This window comes from Chitinophaga sp. 22620, assembly GCF_052044405.1.
Lineage (GTDB): Bacteria > Bacteroidota > Bacteroidia > Chitinophagales > Chitinophagaceae > Chitinophaga.
This window is the reverse complement of record NZ_JBQEMV010000001.1, coordinates 1,637,092-1,659,858: the sequence shown is the minus strand read 5'-3', so window position 1 is coordinate 1,659,858 and position 22,767 is coordinate 1,637,092. Positions and strand designations below refer to the sequence as shown.

13 protein-coding genes are annotated in these 22,767 nt (G+C 54.2%); 2 read left to right on the top strand and 11 right to left on the bottom strand.

From position 1 onward, the window contains the following. Window positions 1-25 precede the first annotated feature (25 nt). The 11 genes from ACTJIK_RS06895 to ACTJIK_RS06845 form a co-directional block, all read right to left on the bottom strand. Window positions 26-3,355 (bottom strand): TonB-dependent receptor, encoded by a 3,330-nt coding sequence (locus tag ACTJIK_RS06895; protein ID WP_440645623.1) that lies wholly within the window; start codon window positions 3,353-3,355, stop codon window positions 26-28. A 38-nt stretch (window positions 3,356-3,393) separates the two neighbouring features. Then, window positions 3,394-4,371, bottom strand: coding sequence for a FecR family protein (locus ACTJIK_RS06890; RefSeq protein WP_440645622.1), 978 nt, complete (start codon window positions 4,369-4,371; stop codon window positions 3,394-3,396). A gap of 78 nt (window positions 4,372-4,449) precedes the next feature. Continuing rightward, window positions 4,450-5,049 (bottom strand): RNA polymerase sigma-70 factor, encoded by a 600-nt coding sequence (locus tag ACTJIK_RS06885; RefSeq protein ID WP_440645621.1) that lies wholly within the window; start codon window positions 5,047-5,049, stop codon window positions 4,450-4,452. 82 nt (window positions 5,050-5,131) lie between these two features. Continuing rightward, window positions 5,132-7,405 (bottom strand): GH92 family glycosyl hydrolase, encoded by a 2,274-nt coding sequence (locus ACTJIK_RS06880; protein WP_440645620.1) that lies wholly within the window; start codon window positions 7,403-7,405, stop codon window positions 5,132-5,134. 66 nt (window positions 7,406-7,471) lie between these two features. Then, the gene (locus tag ACTJIK_RS06875; RefSeq protein ID WP_440645619.1) at window positions 7,472-8,431 is read right to left on the bottom strand and encodes a S41 family peptidase; all 960 of its coding nucleotides are present in this window, start codon (window positions 8,429-8,431) and stop codon (window positions 7,472-7,474) included. Window positions 8,432-8,489: 58 nt separating this feature from the next. After that, entirely contained in the window at window positions 8,490-9,272 is a 783-nt protein-coding gene (locus ACTJIK_RS06870; RefSeq protein WP_440645618.1) for a helix-turn-helix domain-containing protein, read from the bottom strand. Between the two features lie 128 nt (window positions 9,273-9,400). Beyond that, window positions 9,401-10,414 carry a DUF5627 domain-containing protein gene (locus ACTJIK_RS06865; protein WP_440645617.1) on the bottom strand — a complete coding sequence of 338 codons (1,014 nt, stop codon included), beginning with the start codon at window positions 10,412-10,414 and terminating at the stop codon, window positions 9,401-9,403. A gap of 26 nt (window positions 10,415-10,440) precedes the next feature. After that, window positions 10,441-12,204: a RagB/SusD family nutrient uptake outer membrane protein gene (locus ACTJIK_RS06860; RefSeq protein ID WP_440645616.1), complete on the bottom strand. Its 1,764-nt coding sequence runs from the start codon at window positions 12,202-12,204 to the stop codon at window positions 10,441-10,443. Window positions 12,205-12,225: 21 nt separating this feature from the next. Further along, window positions 12,226-15,261 carry a SusC/RagA family TonB-linked outer membrane protein gene (locus ACTJIK_RS06855; protein WP_440645615.1) on the bottom strand — a complete coding sequence of 1,012 codons (3,036 nt, stop codon included), beginning with the start codon at window positions 15,259-15,261 and terminating at the stop codon, window positions 12,226-12,228. A gap of 32 nt (window positions 15,262-15,293) precedes the next feature. Beyond that, window positions 15,294-17,087 carry a RagB/SusD family nutrient uptake outer membrane protein gene (locus ACTJIK_RS06850; protein WP_440645614.1) on the bottom strand — a complete coding sequence of 598 codons (1,794 nt, stop codon included), beginning with the start codon at window positions 17,085-17,087 and terminating at the stop codon, window positions 15,294-15,296. Window positions 17,088-17,098: 11 nt separating this feature from the next. Beyond that, window positions 17,099-20,389, bottom strand: a complete 3,291-nt coding sequence (locus ACTJIK_RS06845) for a SusC/RagA family TonB-linked outer membrane protein (protein WP_440645613.1) — start codon at window positions 20,387-20,389, stop codon at window positions 17,099-17,101. A gap of 614 nt (window positions 20,390-21,003) precedes the next feature. Here ACTJIK_RS06845 and ACTJIK_RS06840 point away from each other — a divergent pair. Continuing rightward, window positions 21,004-21,366, top strand: a complete 363-nt coding sequence (locus ACTJIK_RS06840; protein WP_440645612.1) for a hypothetical protein — start codon at window positions 21,004-21,006, stop codon at window positions 21,364-21,366. A gap of 3 nt (window positions 21,367-21,369) precedes the next feature. Beyond that, window positions 21,370-22,587: a right-handed parallel beta-helix repeat-containing protein gene (locus ACTJIK_RS06835; RefSeq protein ID WP_440645611.1), complete on the top strand. Its 1,218-nt coding sequence runs from the start codon at window positions 21,370-21,372 to the stop codon at window positions 22,585-22,587. Window positions 22,588-22,767: the final 180 nt, after the last annotated feature.

The following is a 22,767-nucleotide window of genomic DNA, read 5'->3' as shown; positions in this document are numbered from 1 at the left end:
TGGTTGCATATGTGCCTCCTTTTATTCAGAACGTAACGTTTAAGGTGAACGCCAGCGTTTTTGCTTTCGGGTATTGGTACAGGTCCACGCCCTGGTTAAAATCGCCGTCGAACGACGAAGCTTCCGGGTCGTAGCCTCTATATTTTGTGAACAGGAAATAATTTTCCATGTTGATGCTGAACATGGCCGACTTCAGGCGGTACCGCTTCAGCCAGCTTTCACGCAGGCGGTAGCCGAGGGCGATGTTGCGCACGCGCAGGAACGTTCCCTTTTCAATGTTGTAGCTGTCCATTTCACTGTCGAAGCCGTCGCCGGGCAAACGCAGCGCTGCGCCCATCACTCCCTGCCGTTGCGGCGTCCAGGCGTTCAGCAGGCTGGAGTAGCTGTTGGTGGAAGGCGCGGCGTTTTCCATGATCAGCCGGGTGAAATTGGCGAGGCTGTGACCGTAGATCGCCTGCAGGTCCACTGCCAGTGAAAAATTCCTGTACGTCACGGTGTTGGCCATGCTGGCCTCGAAATCGGGCATGCCGTTGCCCAGCACTGTTCTGTCGTTCGCGTCCTTCACCTTGTTGTTATTCAGGTCGGCGTATTTCAGGTCGCCGGGCTTTTTACCGAAGACGGCTGCTTCCGCCGCCTCATCGGTGCCCCAGGTGCCCAGCCGGAGATAACCATAAAATTCATTCAGCGGGCGGCCTTCCATGATGCGGCCTCCCCAGGGATACATGATATCGCCGTTCAGCTCCAGTACGCGGGAGCGGTTCATGGACCAGATCAGCGAAGTGTTCCATGAAAAGTGCCCGCGGCGGATGTTGCTCGTTACCAGCGACAATTCTATACCCCTGTTGCGGATAGAACCGATGTTGTCATACACGCCTTCGTAACCCGTGGTGGCCGGCAATAGTTTGTAATACAGCAGGTCTTTCGTTACCCGGTTATACACATCGCCGGTGAATTGCACCCTGCCGTCCAGCAGCGACGCGTCGATACCGAAATTCAGCTGGTGCGCCTTTTCCCATTTCAGGTTCCTGTTGCCCAGCGCTTCCAGTGTGGCGGAGGGTTCCAGCTGTCCGTCGAATACGGTCTGCCCGCTGCGGATCCTGTCCTGCGTTACATAATCCCCGATGTCCGCATTGCCTACGATGCCGTAGCTGCCGCGCAGCTTCAGGTCGGTGATGCTGCGTATACCGCGCATGAAGGGCTCCGACGATAAACGCCAGGCGGCGGAGAAGCTGGGAAAATACCCGTACCGGTTGTTGGCGCCGAAGCGCGAAGAACCATCCGCGCGGAATGAAAAACCGAGCAGGTAACGGCTGTCGTAATCGTAATGGAAACGCATGTAGTACGAGTTCATCGCGGTGTTGCTGTTCCCCGATTGCGGCCGCTGCGGCACCAGCCCGGTTTGCAGGCTGTTATAAGAAAAAAAGTCATCGAAAAATCCTTCGCTGCCCGCCTGGGTGCTCATGTTCGCGAAATAATACCAGCTGGCGCCTGCCACGCCGGTGATCTTATGTTTACCGAACTGGTCGTTCCAGGTCAGGTAATCTTCGGAGGTCCAGGAGCCGGAATTGCCGTGGGTACGGGTGGCCACGCCCTGCTGCGTATCGGAATACCCGCGGATGTCGCGGCCGGAGTAATACAGGTTGTAGCTGGCGCCCGTCTGCCCGCTGAGGCCTGCCGTAAAGTGCAGCTTGTCACTGAAACGGACGGTAGCCAGCAGGTTGCCCATCGTATAGGTGCGCCCGGCTACGGATTTCACTTCCCGCATCAGCCTCACCGGGTTTTCGGAATCTTCCGCGCCCGGGTAATCGCCTTTCCGCGTATAAGTGCCGTCTGCATACTGCACCGGGAGGAAGGGCAGGAACTCGTAGATCTGCCGCACGGCATTCAGCCCGAAAGTATTGATGTCCACATTATTCTGCCTGAAAGCGCCGCTGTTGATCACCGCCTGCACATGCAGCCATTTTTTTGCATCCCAGCCGAGGTTGATGAAACCGTTCACCTGGCGGGAATAGCTGTTGATGAGAATTCCCTGCTGGTCGTTGTAGGAAAGGTTCACCAGCGCGGTGATCCCGTCTTTACCGGCGGACAGCGACAGCGAATGTTCGTGCGATACGGCGATGCGGCTTGCTTCGGCCTGCCAGTCGGTATTGTATTTAGGCGTTCCGTCCGCATTGAACAGCTCGTCTTTCCGGGGGAACTGCCTTGCAGGATCGAGGTGCGGCGCGGTGCGGCCGGGCAGGTATCCGTATTCGCGTTTGAACATCTCCAGCGCTTCATCCGCATCCATCAGATCCACCTTCCGGGCGAGGGAACCGAAGCTGAGCGTGTTCCTGAACGAAACGGCCGGGCTGCCCTTTGTTCCTTTTTTGGTGGTGATCACGATCACGCCGTTGGAACCCCTTGAACCGTAAATTGCCGAGGCAGCGGCATCTTTCAGCACGTCTACCGCGGCAACTATATTAGGATCGATGTTCATCGGGTCTGCCCCTACAATTCCGTCGATCACGTATAAAGGTCCGTTGTATGCATTGATGGAGCCGGTGCCCCTGATCTTTACGATGGGATTTCCCCCTGGTTTGCCTGAGTTCATCATCACGCTCACCCCGGCTACTTTGCCGGCCAGCCCCTGCATCACGTTCATGGTGGTGGCGCGTTCTTTCAGCTCGTCCCCTTTCACGGTGCCTACGGCGGTGGTGAGATTTTCTTTGCTGGAAGTGCCGTAGCCGATCACCACCACTTCTTTGAGGGAGGCATGTTTCGCCAGCAGCGAAATGTAGAGCAGCTCCGCCTGTTCCACCGGCACTTCCTGTTCCCAGAAACCGAGCAGGCTGAAACGGAGCGTGTCTCCCGGCCCCGCGCGGATGCTGAATGCCCCGGCCTGGTCTGTCGCGATGCGCGCCAGCGAACCTTTTGCCGTTATGCTCACGCCCGCCAGCGGATTACCTTTTGTATCCGTTACCCTGCCTGCCAGCGTTGGCGCGGCCGGTTCGGGAGGCGGCGTTTCTTTGCGGGTGATGAGAATGTTCCTGCCTCTCAGTTCATATTGCAGGCCGGGCGGCAGAAGTTTCAATACCTGCTCAACGGAAATATTCTTTTTCGAAACCGTCACTTTGCCGCTGCCTGTTATTTCCGAAGGATTATACACAAACCTGAACCGGGTGGCCGCTTCCACCTGCTCGAACACTTTGTCCAGCGTTTGGTTGGCGACCTGTATGGTGACCATCGTGCGCCGCAATTCATCATTCGTTCCGGACTGCGCGGCTGCGCGCTGCATGCACAGGCAATAACATGCCAGCACCAGGCAGACGAGCCACCCGGGCCTGATATGCAGGCGTTCCGCTCTTATCTCGTTCATAACTTGAAATTATCGCTCCACACGGACCATATCCGGTTTTATTTATTTGGTTGACCGTCGTATACAAGATACTCATCTTTTCCCGGCTCCTGGCGGTAGCTGAAGCCGTAGATATCGCATAACATATCCAGCACGTCTTTCAAAGGCACATTTTCATCGAACCGGGCGGTGAGCAGCGCGTTGGCAATATGCTCGCCGGCAAAGCGGATGCGCACGTTGTAGCGGCGTTCCAGCTTCCGGGCGATATCGCTGAACATGGCTTTTTTGAACACCAGCTGCCCCTGCCTCCAGGCGCTGAAATCTGCCGCCATGATCTCGCTGGTTGCTATTTTATTGGCCGCGGCATCGTATACAGCCTGCTGGTTGGCGGCAAGCGTAGCGCGGGCGGCTTTATCATTGCCTACCGCCACTTTGCCGCTGGCCACGGTTACTGTTACCATCTTCCCCGGCGTATAGGCGTCTATGTTGAAGCTGGTGCCCAGCACATTCACATCCAGCGGGCCGGCGTGTACTAAAAACGCTTTGCCCCCCTGCTGCGAGACTTCAAAATATCCTTCGCCTTCGAGCCAGACCTCGCGGCCCTGCTGCCCGGCATAACGTATCTTACTGTCGAAGTTCAGCCAAACCGTGGTGCCGTCAGGCAACGCGATCTTTTTGATGCTGCTTCTGCCTGTTTGTTCGGTGAGCGTTACCACCGCTGTTTGCGGCTGTGCTGTGCGTTCGCGGGCGAAATAGATACCGCCGGCTGCCAGCAACACCGCCACACTTGCAGCGGCCCACCAGTAGCGGAACGCCCTGATCACCCTCGTGCGCGGTTCGGCCTGCTCTATTTCCCTGCTCACCCGCAGGAAAAACAATTGTTCCAGGGCGGCCAGCTGCTCATCATTCAATTGTTCCGTTAGTCCCTTATCGCGGTCGAAAGACTGGTACCAATCGTCTACCTCCCGGATTTCGGCTGCCGTAGCAGTTCCATCCAGGTATTTATTCAATAGTTCTTTTAACCGGGTGTTGTTCATCTTAATAGTCTCTCTAACATTAGACACCTGAAAAACGGCCTACCTCCACTGTGTTTCAAAAATAAGTTTGCATTTTCTTCAACATAAAAGCCACCAGGCGGACAGGAACCAGAATACGGTAAAGTTGTATTCCTTCAGGCGGGAGCGCAGTATTTTGAGCGCTTTCACCATATGTTTTTCGACGGTGCTGACGGAAATGCCCAGCTGTTCGGCAATATGCTGGTACGACAAATGCTCGCGCCGGCTCAGGTAAAATACTTCCCGGCATTTTTCCGGCATGCTGGCGCAGGACTCGTCTATCCGCTGCTGCAGTTCCTTCAGCTGCAGGCTGCTCACCGCGTCTGCCTGGTAAGGCTCGCCGCCTTTGAGCATATGCTGCTGGTAAGTGTTACGCACCAGCTCGGAGCGCACCGTGTTCAGCACCTTATTTTTTAATGAAATATGCAGGTAGTTGCGCAGCGAATTAGTGAGGGTGATCGTTTCCCGCTTCAGGTAAAGGTTTACCAGCAGGCTTTGCACCAGTTCCATCGCCGTTTCCTGCACTTTTACACGCCGGTAGGCGGCATCGAGCAGCTCCTGCCAGAAGCGTTTGTAGATCTCCTCAAACGCCTCTTTGTGCCCCTGCTTTACCAGCAGGAACACCTCCTCATCGGTATACGTGGAAAAATCTTTACGCATGGCGGAATTCGAACTGAGAGCTAATTTAAACGTTTTAGCATTATTTTTCAGTCCCCGTCCGAAATTATCGCCGCCCGCCAAATCAGGGCCTGCTCAGCGAAAAGGGTTTGTCTGCCTCAGCAATGCCCCTGCCAGTGGCGGGTTGATTGCCCATTTGCAGCTGCAATACACCGCCATTCACAATATCCGCGTGCCGCAGCCAGTTGTGCGGCCAGGGTTTGCCGTTGAGGGTGGCGGATTGGATGTAAACGTTCTCCGGGCTGTTGTTGCGGGCTTCCACCACGAATTTCTTCCCGTTTTCCATGGTAACCGTCGCTTTCGGGAACAGCGGGCTGCCGATCACGTACTGGTCCGTGCCCGGGCAAACGCTGTAAAATCCCAGCGCGCTCATCACATACCACGACGACATCTGGCCCTGGTCCTCATCTCCCGGGTAACCATTTTCCGTGGCGTCGTACAGGCGGGCCATTACGTTCCGGGCATGCGCCTGCGCCTTCCAGGGCTGGCCGGCGTAGTTGTAGAGGTAGATCATATGCTGAACGGGCTGGTTGCCGTGGGCGTACTGCCCCATGTTGGCATTCACCATTTCCGTCATTTCATGAATGGTTTGTTTGTAATGGCCTACGTTCACCTTGTTGGGCGCGCTGAAAACGGAATCCAGCTTTTCGGTAAAGCGGGCGTTGCCTCCCATCAGGTGGATGAGGCCCTGCGTATCGTGAAAAACGGACCATTGCCAATGCCAGGCATTGCCTTCGGTATAGGGGCCGCCCCATTCGTAGGGATCGAAGTTTTCGAGCCATTCCCCGTTCAGCTTACGGCCGCGCATAAAACCGGTGATGCTGTCGTACTGGTTTTTGTAGTTGTACATGCTGCGGCTGAAGATATTTTGATAGAACCCGTTGCCGGTCATTTTCGCCAGCTGGTAGCCGCAGAAGTCGTCGTACGCATACTCCAGCGTTTGTGAAGTGCTGCCGTGCGATTCAGGGAAACTGACGTAGCCGAGCTGGTAATATTCCTTCCAGCCCGCGCGGCCGTTGGCGCCGCCCCAGGGGCCTTTGTTCATGGCTTCGTGGAAATAAGCGTCCAGCGCCTGTTTGGGATCGAAGGTGCGGATGCCCTTCACCCAGGCGTCCGCCAGCAGGGAAATGGCGTGATTGCCCAGCATGCCGCCGGTTTCGCCGGGAAAGGACCAGGCGGGGAACCAGCCGCATTGCTGCTGCGCATCCAGCAGGGCCTGCATGTAACGGCCTTCCATGGTGGGGTGCAGGATGGTATTGAGCGGGAACTGCGCGCGGAAGGTATCCCAGAAACCGTTGTCCGTATACATGTAGCCGTTGTGCACTTTGCCGTCGTAGGGACTGTAATAATACGGTTCTCCCTGGCTGTTGAATTCGAAGAACTGGTGCGAGAAAAGGTTGGCCCTGAAGAGGCAGGAATAAAATGTCGCTTTATCTTTCTCCGTACCGCCTTCCACCAGCACGCGGTTAAAAAGCGTGCTCCAGGTTTTGTTCGCGGCGGCCCGTGTTTGTTCCAGTTTTGCGAAGCTGCCCAATTCCCGCTGCCAGGTGATCTCCGCCTGTTCGGGACTGATGTAGGAAGAGGCCACCCGGACCTGCACTTTCGCGCCGCTGCGGAAGCGGATAAATGCACCCGCGCCCATACCTTCGGCAGACAGGCTGCCTTCGGACACCTTGTTATTTACATTCTCCCAGGTGCCGCTGGCCTCGAAGGGCTGGTCGAACACCATCACGAAATAATTCCTGAAACCTTTCGGGATGAAGCGGCCATTGGTCACATAACCGGTTATTTTCCGTTCGGCAGGAAAGATCTTCACGCCGCTCAGCGCATTATAGCCGTCCAGCACAATGTAGGCCGGGCTTTTGGCGGGGAAGGAAAAACGCAGGTGCGCGCCTCTTTCGGTGGGAGATAATTCCGCGGTCACCTTGTTTTGGAAAGTCACTTTGTAATAATCCGGCCTGGCCACTTCATCGGCATGACTGAATTCCGCCGCCCGCTGGTCCTCGTTCACCTTCAGTTCGCCGGAAACCGGCATCAGGCTGAAGACTGCGTAGTCGCCCACCCAGGGGCTGCACTGGTGCGTTTGCTGGAAGCCGCGGATGGTATTGACTTTATACTGATATTTCCAGCCGTCGCCGTTCCTGCCTGTTTGGGCAGACCATGCGTGCATGCCGAAAGGCAGTGCGGTGGAGGGATGCGTGTTACCATGGCTGAGCGCAAATTCAGAATTAGTGCCCTGTAAGGTATTGGCATAGGCTACGATATCTTTTTGCTGCGCGGACGTAACGAAGGAAGCGGCACACAGCAGGGCCGTGATGAACAGACGTGGTAATTGCATGTTTTTGAAAGTGTCTTTGTGATTAGACACTCCAGGGAGCAGGTACCGCTATCGGGAGAGCCGTATTTATTTCAACAACCCGAGAAGAGTTGCTATTTCCTTCCCCTTTTCCGCCCGGTGGTCCGGCTGCACGCCTTTCTGCTCCCATGATTCCTCCGTGCCGGGTTTGGCGGGGGCCGCGGTGGACACCGATACGTACAAATGCTCATTCACCGGGTACCAGGTGTTCATGTGCGCCCCTCCGGCCGAAGGCTGGCCTACGATCACCGCCCGTTTGTGCATTTGCAGGGCATAAGCGAGTGCTTCAGCGGCAGAAGCAGTTCCGCCGTCAATAAGAATATACAGCGGGCGTTCATATTTGGGCTCGGTCAGCCAGGCCACTGTTTTTTCCAGCGTGCTTTCGCCGTGCCTGCTTTTAAATTCCAGCAGCGGAACATTTTTGGCGAGAAAAAAACTTTCGAATACCGCGCCCACGTCGCTGCCTCCGCCACCATTGCCCCGAAGGTCTATGATCAGCGCTTTTGTATTGGCCACGAAACGCATCGCCGCGAATAAAACGGGAAGGCTTTTGGATGAAATATTGATCTCTGAAATTTTAATATAGCCGGTATTACCGTCCAGGACCTTCACTTCCCTGAAACCGAAATTATTGTCAATGGCTTTCTGGCCGTAATAAAAAAGATCATAGCTGAATGCTTCGGTGGTATCCGGTTTTTTATTCAGCAGGTTCCCCGCCGTTTCAGGATCGTCCCGGACGTACAGGTGACCGTCGTGGCTGAATGTTTTCAGGTGTTGCGTGGCCAGCGAATCGAACATTTTCCAGCTGCTGCATTTCGCGAAGGTTCCTTTTTTATATTCCCCCAGCAGGTAATTGGATATCTGCTTTCCTTTTGCAGGGTATACGTAATTGTCCTCAATAAGTTTGGCAATGCCGGATACCGCTTCCTGCAATTCTTTCGGATCGAGGCGCTGGGCAAAACAGGCTGAAGAAATCAAAAGGCAAAAAAATAAGATAACAGGCTTCATGGCGAATTCATATTTACGGCAAATGTAAGCCCGGAAGGTGAGGGGGAATTGTACCAGGTTAGCCTGCCATTTTTTTATACCCGCCGGGCAGGAAACCGGTCATTTCCTTAAATGCCCTGATAAAATGGCTTTGGTCGTAGAAGCCGCATTCGTGGGCGATGGCGGTGAGCGGGAGGCCGGATGCCACAAGGCCGATCGCTTTTTCCACGCGGATCTTGCGGGTGTATTCGCCCAGCGTGCAATGGAAATAGCGGGGGAAGAACTTCGAGATCGTTACGGGATGCACCTGCAGCAGGAGAGCCAGTTCCCGGAGCGTCATATTTTCATTCCAGCGGCCGTGCAGCACCTCGCGCAGGGTTATTACCCAGGGCGGCGTATTCCCGGGCGCCGGTTCTTTCGCATCCAGCAGGCCCAGCAGGAGGCTATGTATTGCAGTGCTATTACCGGAGAGGCATTCCCTGTATATTTTTAATACTGCAAACTTTGCGTCCCCCTGGTTTAAGTGAACGTTGCCGAAAGCGTCTTCCTCCAGGCCGTATTGCGCAAAAAAGCTGTTTTCAATTTCCAGGTTGATGTTCCGGGATTGCACGTGGGTATTTGAGTTCCGGTGCAGCTCGCCGCTCCTGTAGCTGATGATCTCCCCGGGCAGCACCTCCGCCTCGCGGCCTTTGCGCTGCTCGCGGTTGCCTCCCTGCACGATAAAGCTGATGTGATGATTCTCGTGGTAATGCCAGCCTTCGAAAACACGGGTGGGGTAAGCGGCCTCGCTGATGAGGATGCCGCCTGCGTTCCAGGTTCTTTGAACCTGCCCAAGGTATTTACCGGTTTTTAGATGGCGCATGGGTTTGTGATCAGGTATGAAAATACGAATAATCACGGGAAATGACGGCAGCAGGCACGTGTAAACAAAAAAAGGAACCGCCTGAACAGGCAGTTCCCTTTTTTTATAATCGCTATATTCAAACATTATCAATACACCACCGGCTGGTAGGTTTCCATCACCACTTCCCTATCCCGCACTACCAGTACATCGCTGGCGGTATAGGTCTGCCCGCCGCGTGTTACTACATAGTTCAGCACAATGCCGTTCCGCTTTTTATCGCCCCATTCGTAGGCTTCTTTTTTAAACTCACCGGTACCGGTGATGGTATAACCCGCGCCTGCGGGTGCGGATATTGTGCAGTTGTTGCCGTTGAAGGTCAGCAGCATGTTCACTTCACCGGTCATTACGGCGGAGCGGAGGAAGATGGTGCCCGCGACCTGTTGCCGGCCCGTTGTGGCAAGGCGGGTAACGGGATTGCTGGTTAAGAATTTGTGGGAATACACAGTGTCTTCCAGCACCGTGTTAGCCCCATCCTTTACCTGGCTCTGCCCGTAATGGAAATACGCGGCATGAAATTCGTTCATGAATTTTATGCCGAACATCGTAAAGTTCTTGGGCGCGGCAAGCCACTGGGCCGGGATGCGGGGGTCCGCACTCGGGTTGTCCGACTTCCCGGACAGGATGGTATCCACATCAGCAGAACCTTTCAACCTCACCGGTATCACATAGTTCAGCCCGATGGCCCGCGGGTCTGTGAAAAACTCGTCGGTGAGCTGCACCACCACCCCGGCGTGCATGGCGCCTTTCGGTATCATAATTTTACTTGCGCCCAGCGAATAGTACTTTGCCGGCAGCGCCCGCACGGTATCGCCGTTGGCGGTGAACAGCAGGCGGTTGGCCAGGCTGTTGTCCACTTCAATGTCAAAGCTCCTGTCCTTATCATTCTCGTACAGGCCGCCCAGGTGGGCGGATATAACGAACCGGTGATTGTTGTCGTTCGTATTATCGAAAATATAGTCACCGAGTATGAGCGTTCTCACAGGGAACTGGTACGGAAAGAAACCCGAGGTGTATTTAAAGTCCGGGTGAACGATCTCTGAATTTTTGCAGGCGTATAACCCGGATGCAAGCAATGCGAATGCCATCAATATCTGTTTCATGCTTCTAGCTTTAAAATTAATAATGGTTACTGCCAGCCCTTGTTCTGAACGAGATGGAATTTAAAGACCTCGCTGTTCGGGATTGGCCCGTAATGCATATAGCTGTTGTTATACGCGCGCTGCTCCACGGTAAAGTATTCATAAGTACCGTTTGCGATCCTCACACCTTTCAGCGGCTCTGCGAGCGCTGCTTTCCAGCGGCGCAGGTCCCAGAAGCGGAAGCCTTCAAAACAAAGCTCCAGCCTTCTTTCGTTGCGTATCAGCTCGCGCATGGCGTCTTTGCTGCTTACGGACTGCAGGTATGCGTCCGGCTGCGTGATGCCCGCGCGCTTGCGGATAGCGGCAATTACATCCCTTGCGGAATAGCCCAGCGTTCCCGTTCCATCGGGGCCCCAGGCTTCGTTAGCCGCCTCGGCATAGTTCAGGAATAATTCCGTGTACCGGATGTGCGTATTGAAGTGCTTTTGATCGGAGGTGGAAACGGGGTTGACGTTCACATCTTCACGCAGCAGCTTTTTCAGGTAATAACCGGTGCGCGTGGAGGTCTGGAGCGCGTCCAGGCCATCGTCCCCTGCGCCTACTTCTGTTTTGATGGTCGTGTTGCGCAGCTTGCTGCCGTTGTACACGATATACAGGCTCAGCCGGGGATCCCTGTTTGCATACGGATTGAGGGGATCGAAGCCGGAGTCTCCGTCTGTGATCGGGTAGCCGTTGGCCATGGGAAATGCGTCCACCAGGTTCTGGGAAGGATTCACTTCGGCCCTTCCATACAGGCTGGGCGGAAAATTTTCCTGCTCGCGTACGCGGTTGGTATATACGGGCCGGCGCCAGAGTATTTCAGGGATGTCTTTTTTATCGCCGCTGGTGAGGTCCGCATTGTCTACCTGGGCCTTGAGATAAAAAATATTTCCTTTCGGATCAATGCCCGCCACGCCGTTGATACCGGCCAGCACATCGCCGGTCAGCTTCGCGGCGTTTTCCCAGAGTTGCGCAGTGCCGGCGGCGTTAAAAGCCGGGCTGGCTGCCAGCATGGCTGCGCGCGACTTAATGGCCAGCGCGATGCGCCCGCTGACGCGCTGCTGCGTAACCTCGCCAAATACGGTATTGTATTTATCGATGTCCGTGATATCCGTAAAACCGGGCGGCAGGTCGATAGGGTCGTTCACGTCGCCGTAGTTGGGAGACAGCAGGGCCAGCGCGCTGTCCAGGTCGTCATAAGTGCTCTTCAGGCAATCGGCAAAGCTGCTGCGCGGCACTGAAAAATCTTCCGCTTTGGCAGTGAACTTATTTAATATCTGGAACCCCAGTAATTCACCATTGTCCCCATAACCGCCATGGTTGCGGAGCAGGTAATATTTGAACATGCCGCGCAGGGCTAATGCTTCTCCTTTCAAGCGGCGGATGTACAGGGCGTTCAGCTGTGCGTCCGAAGGTTTCCAGGGAACGATCTGCACCACATCCAGGAAATGGTTGATATACATGATGGCCCTGTTGCTGTTATCCCAGAGGTTTTCAGGGTTGGTCAGCGAGGTCCAGCCGCCGGTGGCCATCCGTAGAAAACCACTTCCCTTTTCGGTAGTGGCGGCATCGTCCGTCGCCACTTCGTTGAACTGGTAATCGTTGGTAGGGATATAGGTATATGCCCTTATCAGCAGCCCTTCCGCAAATGCGGGATCGATCAGTATCCTGTCGTATGTGCTGGGATTATCATTATTCGGATTGAACAGCTTTTCACAGGAGCACAGCAGGCATGTGGAAAGCACGATCACTGGTATTTTGAGTATTTTCATAATAGTCTCTTTTTAATGATCTTAAAAGCTGGCATTCAGGCCAATGGAAAAAACGCGGTAATTAGGCTCACCGCCAATGGCCAGATCCCTTATCCTGCGGCTTTTGCTGAACTGGTAAACGTTACTGCCGTCCACGAAAACATTGAGGGCCCTCATCAGCAGCAATTTGCTCACGGAAGCAGGCATGTCGTAGCTCAGCTGCACCCTGCGTATCTGGAAAAAATCGTTGTCATATTCCCAGTAAGTGGAAGGGCGGTGGTTGTTGCTGTTGGCTTGTGAGCTGAGGCGGGGATGCGTGGCGGTGGCTTTGTTATCGGGCGTCCAGCTGTTCAGCACCACTTCGGAGTATTTATCGTTCCCGTCTACCCAGTAATAATTGTTGTCGCTCAACAATTCATCGGCGCCATAGCTGGCTTCACCGAGGGCAAAGAAGGTGAAGTTCCGGTAAGATACCCTGATCTGCAGACCTCCCGAAAACGGTTGCTGGTAGCGGCCCAGGTATCTCTGATCGTTATCGTCCACTACACCGTCCCCGTTCTGGTCTTTATACTTGATATCTCCCGGCCGCACTGTACCAAACACCTGTTCTGGGCTGGCGGCTATTTCCGCTTCATCCTGGAACAGGCCAAGTGCCTCCAGCCCGAAACGCGCGTCTGCCGGGTGGCCTTTCCTGTACTGGTAATCATTGTTATACAGCTCGTCTATTTTTCTTACCTCGGAGGTGTTATACATCAGGTTCACGCCCGCGAAAACCGTCCAGTCACCGAATGATTTGGTGAAGTCCACCCCGAGTTCCACGCCTTTGTACATGTTGGCGCCGTAGTTCTCATAAGGAACGAAGTCCGTATAAAATGCAGGGTACGCCGCCATGCGCCTGGTCACCAGGTTGTCGAACACATTGTAGAACACATTGGCATTCACACCGAGCACCTTGTTAAAGAAAAGGCCTTCCACGCCGAGGGTTATTTCCTTGCGCCGGGCATAGCCCAGGTCCGGATTGCTGCCCCAGCTGGAAGCAACGCCAGAACGGCTTCTGCCACCTTCAAACCAGTTATAGCTGCCGGAGCCCACATACCTGTTTTCGTATAAAAAGAAATTATCGATGGGGAAATCAGAATTCAATATCCCCGCGGATGCGCGGAGCTTCAGGTAATTGATGTTTTCGGATTTGGGCATAAAGTCCTCCTCGGAGATCACCCAGGCCACGCCCAGTGAAGGCGAGAACTGCCCGCGGTTCCCTTCCGCCAGCTTAACGGAACTCACATAAGCGCTGCTGAAATCCAGCAGGTAACGTTTGTCATAAGCATACCCGAGGCGGAAGCCGGCATGCGCCAGCTTAATGCCCTGGAAATCTCCTTCTACTTTATAATTACCGAGGAAACCCAGCAGGGAGCCGGTGAAATGATGCCGTTGGTTAAATTCCCTGTCGTAACCAAACATGCCGTATGCGCCAAACCTTCTGCGGAAAGTGGAACTGCTCAGCGTCTGGGTACCGGGGCGGGAGTCTTTCCCGTATTGTTTAAGGCTAATAATGCTATCCGCCGTAGGGCTCCATACCGGTTCGTAAACGGAGTATTCGTTGGTCACCGTCTGGTTGTAGGTAACAAAATAATCGAAGCTCACGTTGGTATGGAAAGAAAGGCCCTGTGTCAGTTTGTCCAGCTGCACATCCACCCGGTTGTTGAAGGCGAAGTTGCGGGAAATAACTTCATTGGTACCGCCGGAATAACCATTGCCGATTGCCGAGGTAAGGCGGTTGGAAGCGCCACCCATCAGGTATTCCCCATTCAAATCATTTTTACGGCCCAGCAGCAGCGGGTTAGAGGGATCGATGAGGCTGATGGGCAACAGCGGCGCAAATTCATAAGGCCGGATGGTGGCGGCATCGGACCAAAAGTTGCCACGCGGCCCCTTGTTGACGATGAATACACCGGATACATCCACGGCGGTCTTGATCCAGTCGTTCACCTTCAGGTCTACATTCCCTCGTACGTTGAACCGGTTGTTCCTGCCTTTTGCGCCTTCCCCGAAGTTCAGCAGGCTGCCGGCTGTGTTCCAGCCGAGATTGGTATAGTATTGGGCTACATTGTTGCCGCCTGAAAATTCACCGTTCAGGTCATAATAATTTTTGTAGGAGCGGAGGTAGGCGTCTGAATAATAATCCACATCCGGGTAACGGTATTTATTGCCGCTCCGGAAATTTTCAATGGTCTCGTCGGTGTACTGGGCGCCTAACCCGTCGTTGGCGCGGGCCTGGTTAAAATAAGTCATATAATCCGCCGAGTTGAGATATTTGGGCATAGCCCTGGGAGCGGAAATACCATAGTTGAGACTGAAGTCTGACCGTTTTTTGAAAGCCTCTCCCCTTTTGGTGGTGATCAATACCACGCCGTTCACTGCGTCTGTTCCATACAGGATGGCACTGTTCACATCCTTGAGGATGGTAACGCTTTCCACTTCGGTGAGCCGCATATTGTCTATATCACGGGGCAGCCCGTCCACGATAAACACGGCTCTGCCGGAGCCGCTGCCTGTAATATCTTCGATCGTGATGCCGCGGCCCAGGCCCCTGATGCGGTCGCTTCCCAGCATGCCCAGCGAGCGGCCGGCAATAACGTCTATCAGCCGGAGGGTGTGATCGTATTTCTGTATCTCGCCGACGTCCAGCTTGGTTACCGAGCCTACAACGTCTCCCTGGTACGATTTCCTGAAGGCAAGATTCACCTTGTCTTCTTCGCTGTACATCAGCCTGGCTTTTTTCATGGTGATGCGGGACCGTTCAAGCGCATCGGCGGATTCAAGGGAGGTCCTTTCATATCCCTTTGCAATGATCACCAGGTTCGCACCGGTTTCAACCGCTATCGAGAACTTTCCTTCCGCATTGGTTTTGGTGTAAGCGCCGCCGCTGTACACCTCCGCATCTTTAATGGGCTTGCCTCCTTCGTCTACAACCGCAGACTGGATCTTCGCCGGCTTCTCCTGGGCATAGGCGCCAGGATGCATGCAGAGCAGCAGAGCGCCCAGGCATGATAATATAATAGCGTGTTTACATTTCATTTGTCATGTTTTTAGATCGAATGCAGAAAGAATTACCATCCCGGGTTCTGCGGGAAGCCTTCGTAGAGATTAATGAATTTGACCTGCAAAGGCAACCAGTTATGTTTCTTTTGCACCACTCTCCTGATGATGAGCCTTTCCTGGAGATTGACGGGTTTGCCATCCGGGCCGCGGTCGAAGTCGATGGCGGTCTTATCGAGATAGCGGGCGTCGCCGTTGCGGTTCCAGCGGCGGAGATCCAGGAAGCGGGCTCCTTCGAAAGCCAGTTCCACAGCCCGTTCCCTCACGATCTCTTCGAAAAAAACCTGCGGGTTGGCGGTAAACTTAGCGTCGAGGTTGGGCAGCTGTGCCCTGTTGCGGATCACGTTCATTGCGCCTTCCGCGGTGAGCGCGTAGTTGCCGGAAGTGCTCTGTGGAGTGCCGCCGTTTTTGCTGAATAATACGGCTTCCGCATACATCAGGTAGATGTCCGCCATCCGCAGGTAAGGCACATAAGCCTGCAGCCCGCCTGCTTTGGATACGGTGAAGGAAGCGTCCATGGGAGAATATCTTTTTGCATAATAGCCTGTTACGCTCGGCGGCTGTATCTGGGACCGGTGTCGGCCGCCATTGTACAGCTGCGCGGATGCGTCCGGGCAGGAGCAGCTCATGATCCTGTCACCATCCTTCAGGATATCTTTGTAGAACCGGGGCTCACGTCCTGTCCAGGGATCGTTCGGATCGTAACCGGAAGCAGGGTCTGTGATGGGCAGGCCGTTGGCCATGGCATAGTTCTTCACAAAATTATGCGTGGGCACATCTGCGGATGAACCGCTGTTCAGGCCAATGGAAGACGGCACGGTACCGCCTACGGTAGACCATCTCACGCGGGACCTGTCGTAAATAGTAGGCGCCATGATCACTTCGGTGCCGCCCGTCCGCTCATTGTTCCAGCGCCAGAAATTATCCGTCCAGGCGCTCCATGACTGTAATTTGTAATCGCCCGTCTGGTCCGCCAGCGTCAGCAGTTCGCCAAACGCTTCCGCCGCTTCCTGGCACAGATCCGGGTTAAATGTATTGCCGCTGCCTGCTTCTTCGTTTATCATCGGGCTGCCCGCAAACAACAGGGCTTTACCCAGGTAACCGAGCGCAAAATATTTATTCACCCTGGTGCGGTTCTGGCCCAGCGTAGGCTGGCCGGTGGGCACATCGTCCCAGTTGGCCGGCAGCAGGTCTGCCGCCGCGCGGAAATCGTCCGCCATCTTCCTGGCCGTTTGCTGGAAATTGAGCCGCTTAAACTCTTCCGTAGTGAGCGGTTCGTTCGAGTCCAGCACCCGCGTGATATAAGGCATACCGCCCCAGTACTGGGAGATCTGGAAATAGAACCATGCCCTGAAGAAGAGCGCCTGCCCCTTGATGATATTCCTTTCTTCTTCCGTGCCCTGGAACAAACCTTCTTCCTCTATTTTAGCGAGGGCCAGGTTGGCCTGTGCAATGGCATACCAGGCGTATTCCCATATCCTTTTGGTACGGGGATTATTGTCCGTGGTATTCACATCCTGGCCGTAGAAGAGGGCTTCAGCGCCCCAGTAGTTGCCGTTATCGAAATTATACGGGCTGTTGTTGAGTGTTTCGTCCGCAAAGAGATATTGATTCCAGGCGCCTCCTTTATTGGGGTCCATAATACAATTGTACATTTCCTCCACAAAGCCCTGGAAACTGACGAAGTTGCCAAACACGTCCCTTTGGGTGATATCCGCTTCCGGCGATTTGTCCAGGTACTTTTCACAAGAGCTGGCAAACAGGATAGCGGTGAAAAAAACGATATAAAATTTTATACGCTTCATGATCCGTTTTTTTAAAAGTTGAGTTCAATACCCAGGTTGATCCTTTTCACGGTGGGGTATGCGCCTTCCGTGGCGCTGCCGCCGGAGTAGCTGCCCTGGCGGTCGTCAGGGAGCTTCGACCAGAAGAACAGGTTGTTGCCGTTAATAAAAAGCCGCATGGCATTGATGCCCGCGCGTTTTATCCAGGAATACCGGCTGTTGAAGTCGTACGCCAGTTCCACTGTTCTAAGCCGCAGATAGGAGGCGTCGTAGAGGTAGTAGTCTCCGATGTTCTCAGCCTGCGTTCTCCAGCGCGGTAAAAAGGCCGTGGCGTTGGGATTGTCTTTAGACCAGTAGTTCCCGTCGCCATAAAGGATATTGGTAAAATTCTGGAAGTTGGGGAAATTGATGAGACGGCTGGCGTTGTTGGCGCCAAAAAAAGATACCATAAAGCTGAGGTCTTTCCAGTTCATACCGAGCGTGAGCGTTGCCGTGTTCTGCGGCGTTTCGGAAAACCCTACCGGCACCACGTCGTCGCTGCTTTTGATAATACCGTCCGCGTTCATGTCAACGAGATCATAATAACCCGGCAGCTTGTCCATATCATTATTCTCCGTCGGCACGCTGGCATATACATCATCCCAGTTCTGGTAGATATTGGTTTTCACCAGGCTGCGCTGCTGCCCGATGGGGTAGCCGGCTGCTTTCAGGTAATCGTATTGAAGCGGGGGATCGTCTTTGAAAAGAACGGTGTTCTCGTTATGTGAATAGAACACCTGAGCCCATACGCCCCAGTTCTTATCCAGCTGTTTATTGATCTTTACTTCGATCTCATAGCCGTTGGACTTCACACGTCCCAGGTTGGCGCTGGGCGGCGTCATGCCGAAGAAAGGAGGAATGCTGCGGGAGTCGCCGTTCAGGAGAATGTCTGTCCTGTCCTGCGTGTAATAATCAAAATTGACGGACACCAGTTGCCGGAACACTTCCAGCTCAAGGCCGTAATTGGATTTCTGGGCGGTTTCCCAGTGAATGTCCGGGTTGCCCACCACGGCCGTCCTGTAAAGATTATAGGGGCTCTGGCCGTCGGTATTTACCGTGAGGCGGGCCCTTCCGCTGGTGGCGAAGGAGGAATTATAGAGCCATCTGCCGCCGCTGATATCGTCATTTCCTATTGTACCTGTGGTGGCGCGCAGCTTTAATTTATCGATCCATTTAACCTTGAAGAACTTTTCGTTGGAAATGTACCAGCCTACGGCAACGGAGGGGAAGAAATGGAAGCGGTAACCGGGGCCGAACTGTTCAGAGCCGTTATACGCGCCGTTGCCTTCCAGGAAATACCGGAGCTTATAATTATACGTGGCGCGGAATGCCCAGTCTTCGCGGTAGGTCTTGAACATACTTCCACGCGCATATTCTTCCCGCTTGAAAAGGCCCATGGCAGACACATCGTGCGCCTTCCCGAACTTGCGGTTGTAGTTCAGCTGACCCTGGTAAGTGAGCCTGCGGTCGATGGGTATGGAGCTGTTCCAGTTTGCGGCGATAATGTCTTCCTGCCGGATGTTCCAGGGCCGCACGATCCAGTCATACTCTTCGATGCCAACGGGCAGCTGCACCGTATATTCCGAGGGATCCTGGTGCGGGCCTTCGTACAGCAAAGGGTATATCTGCTGGAAGGCCACATTCGTAGCGGCCTCCGCCGGGCGGATGGAATTCGCCACATCATAAATGCCGCCCTGCGAACGGAAGTTGTTATCTGAAGACAGCAGGGCCCTTGCCGTAAGGCCTTTCGTAATGAATTCCAGGTTCTGCTCTATTGTAAAATCGGAAAGGAGCTGGGTAGTGCGTGTTTCGCGGATGCCGATGTTGTACACCGCCGCGACAGGGTTCACCGTATTGTTTCCGCCTTCCTGGTTGGCGCCCCATTTGCCGTTGGGATACATGGGCAGGAACAGGTCCGGCGCCAGGCCATAGGTGGCGCGCCACATCCAGGCGTCCGCGCGGCTGGTGCTGCCTTCGTTATTGAAGTTCGTGTTTTTCTGGCTGTAGAAACCGGAGAGGCCGAGCCTGAACACGGTTGTTTTAGTAAGGTTGATGTCTATGTTGCTGCGGAAATTAAAACGGTTGAAGTTGTAGTTGGGTTCGTAGCCCTTGCCGTTGTCGTAGTGTTTGAACATGTCCCCTTCATGCAGGTAGGTAAGGGAACCGAAGTACTGGATGGTTTTGCTGCCGCCGCTGGCGCTGAGGGTGGCCTTGTGGGAATAACCGACGTCGTCGTACATGGCGTCTTCCCAGTCCACGTTGGCATAGATCAGGGCGTATTCTTCCGTTTGCGGTTTCTGGTACCGCTTTACGATGTCGAAAGGCATGTAGTCGTTCCAGGAAGATTCATTCAGCACGCCCTCCCGTTCAATGATCTCGTTCCGGGCCTTCAGCGCTGCGTAGGAGTCCAGCGTGGCCGGTTGCTTTGAATTCATTTTGGCCGTGCCCACATAATTAAAGTTGAGCGTGGTTTTACCGGCCTTGCCGCGTTTGGTGGTGATGAGGATAACGCCGTTGGCGCCTTCCACACCGAACACCGCCGTGGCGGATGCATCTTTCAGTACGGAGATGGTGGCTACATCGTTCACGTCAATATCATTCATATTGCGTTTGATGCCGTCTACCAGTACCAATGGCTGGGCGCCATTCCAGGTGGTCTGGCCGCGGATATAGAGATTGGTGGCGCTTTCCCCGGAGAGGATGCCTCCCGGCTCGCCGGACGAAGTAAGACCTACCAGGCCGGGCACCTGGCCTATCAGCGCTTCGCGGAGGTCGGGCACATTGCCCGTGCGTTTCAGTTCTTTATTGGAAACCTGCGAGATGGCGCCCACCACGCTTTCCTTTTTCTGCGAACCATACCCTACCGCCACTACTTCGCTGAGCTGGGTGCTGCTCTGGCTGAGCACTACCTTGAGCGCTGTTTGTTTGCCAACGGCGATCTCTCTTGTTACAGTGCCGATGAAGGAGAAGACCAGTATGGCTTTGTCGTCGGGCACGGTAATGCTGAACTTTCCGTCAGGGGCGGATTGCACGCCTTTAGTGGTGCCCTTGATGTGTATGCTTACCCCGGGAATGGGCGACCCGGTATCGTCCGTGACGACGCCTGTAATTTTCCGTTCCGCCTGGAATGGCGCTAAGGGAATCACCGCGGCGCGGGAAGCCGGGGGAGTTGTCCACCCTTCCGGGCTGGACGGCTTGCCGGCGTCCGCCAATGTACTGGCGGCAGACGGCTGCATGAACAGGAATAGCAGGGCTGTGCCTGCAAGGCGAGTAGAATATAACATGGAATCGGAATTTTTCAGCTTATTTGGTTGATAATGCCATGCAAAGCAGGCGGTACGGGGACCGTATTGCTGCCTGTATGCTGTCAGCCTCGGGGATTTTTCTGTTGGTAGCAGTGCTTGCGCTACAGGGTAGCAGGATCGTGGAACTTTTCATAACTAAAGGTTAAATAGCATTTTCGTATTAGCTCACAACGGGCCGGCGGTGGCAGGACCTCATTTGCAAACGTTTGCATGTAATGTGCCGTTACAGGGGCATGTAAACGATTAAACGACAGGGAAAATTTGCCAGGATACTACAACATACACAGTGAATTATTGACGTGGACCATGGTTTACTCTTCAGTTACGGGCTTCCCTGGTGGCGCGGGAGCCTCGTCAGATCTTGGTTTATCTAATACCCCTTGAAAACTGCAAACGATTGAAATGTCTGGTAAATTTCTTAAATAATTTAGCTTATTATGATACTATTTTACCACATCATAATACTATTTGAATACTTCATAATATTTTCCTGCTTTTGACGATCCGCGGGGATCACTTCTTTTTATGCCATTTATTCGCGGGATGCGCCTTGTGGCGATTTACCTTATCTTCGGCCCAGAAGAAACCTGAATATGAATTACGAAGATTTTGTAAAGAACCATGCCGGGCAAATGATCGAAAAACTGCTGGAGGAAACGCTCAGCAAAGACGCATTCGATATCCGGCACGACTACAACGATACCGAACAATGGTCGGTGATCAGCATCCACACTGTCGAAGACGACAATGAGATCTCCCTGAGGGTATACGGCATCGATAAATATTTCCTCTATTTCGGGTATTACGATGAGGAAGATGATTTCCATGAACTGCTGCAGCAACTGACGCCGGAGGAAAAGACGGTTATCCCCAAAGGTTTGCAGAAAGCCATGGAGAAGGTGCTGGCCGACGAACGCGGGCTGCGCCTGCCAGGCAATTTCCTTTCAAGATCATAACCTATGCGCCTGCCCGTCATCCTGCTTCTTGCCTGCCTTTATGGCCCTTTATCGGCCAAAGTGTTGCACACCGGCCACGGGCAGCGCTTTCCGGACATTACCGCCGCGGCGAAAGCCGCACTCCCGGGCGATACCATCTTACTGCACAGCGGCACCTATGCCGGCGACCAGTCATTACAAGGCCTGCAGGGCAAGCCCGGCAAATGGATATGCATCATCGCGGAGAAGAACGGGGCTGTGCTGTTTAAGGGCGGAACCTCCGCCTGGAGGGGCAGCGATATTGCCTACCTGCACATCGAAGGGGTCGTGTTTTCAGGGCAAACGGGCAATGGCCTCAATGTAGACGATGGCGGCAGCTATGCGTCCCCGGCGCATCATATCGTATTCCGGCACTGCGTTTTCCGTGATATGGCGGCCACCGGCAACAACGACCTGCTGAAGCTGTCCGGCGTGGATGACCTTACCATCCGGCAATGCACCTTCCTGAACGGCTCGCCCGGCGGCAGCGGCATTGATATGGTAGGTTGCCATAACAGCCTCATCCTGCAGTGCCGCTTTGAGAACACTGGCGCCAATGCCCTGCAAATGAAAGGCGGCAGCAGCCATATCCGCGTGGAAGCCTGTGTATTTAAAAATGCAGGCAGCAGGGCCATCAATCTTGGCGGCAGCACGGGCCAGGCTTTTTTCAGGCCGGCCAACGCCGCCTGGGAAGCGGCTGACCTGAAGGTGTACAGCAATGTATTTATCGGGTCGGAAGTACCCGTAGCATTCGTGGGCTGCGTACGGTCCGAAGTGGTGAACAATACCATCTATAAACCGCAAAGGTGGGTCATCCGCATCCTGCAGGAAAACAAAGACACCGCCCGTTTTGTAAAATGCGCCAACAATATCTTCCGCAATAATATCATCTGCATCGACGGCCAGCTGCGAACCGCCTGCAGCACAGGCTCGGGCACAGCGCCGGAAAGCTTCACCTTCTCCAATAACCTGTGGTTCCATACCGGCAACGGCTCCTGGCCGGGCCCGCAATTACCGGCGCCCGAAATGAACGGGCTGACCGGTAAAGATCCGCTGTTCAGGAATGCGGATAAGGAGGATTTTGGTATTGCGGTTAATAGTCCCGCCGCCCTTGCGGGATTCCCACTGCAACATCCGGAGAAAGACCATGCCGGCAAGCCGTTCCGGAAGGAAAGAGCGATGGGCGCTTTTGAAGCGGATTGATCTGTTCCCCATCAAGCGCATATGCAAAAAAATATACGGGGAAATACAAACACAAGGTTATCATCGGCGGGATCGGGCATAACCTGCCGCAGGAAGCGCCGGAGGCCTTTGCCGCTGCTATCCTGGAAGTGGATAGCTGGGCCGTGTGAAGCGGGCTTTGCCTGTGCGGCCTTTGGAATG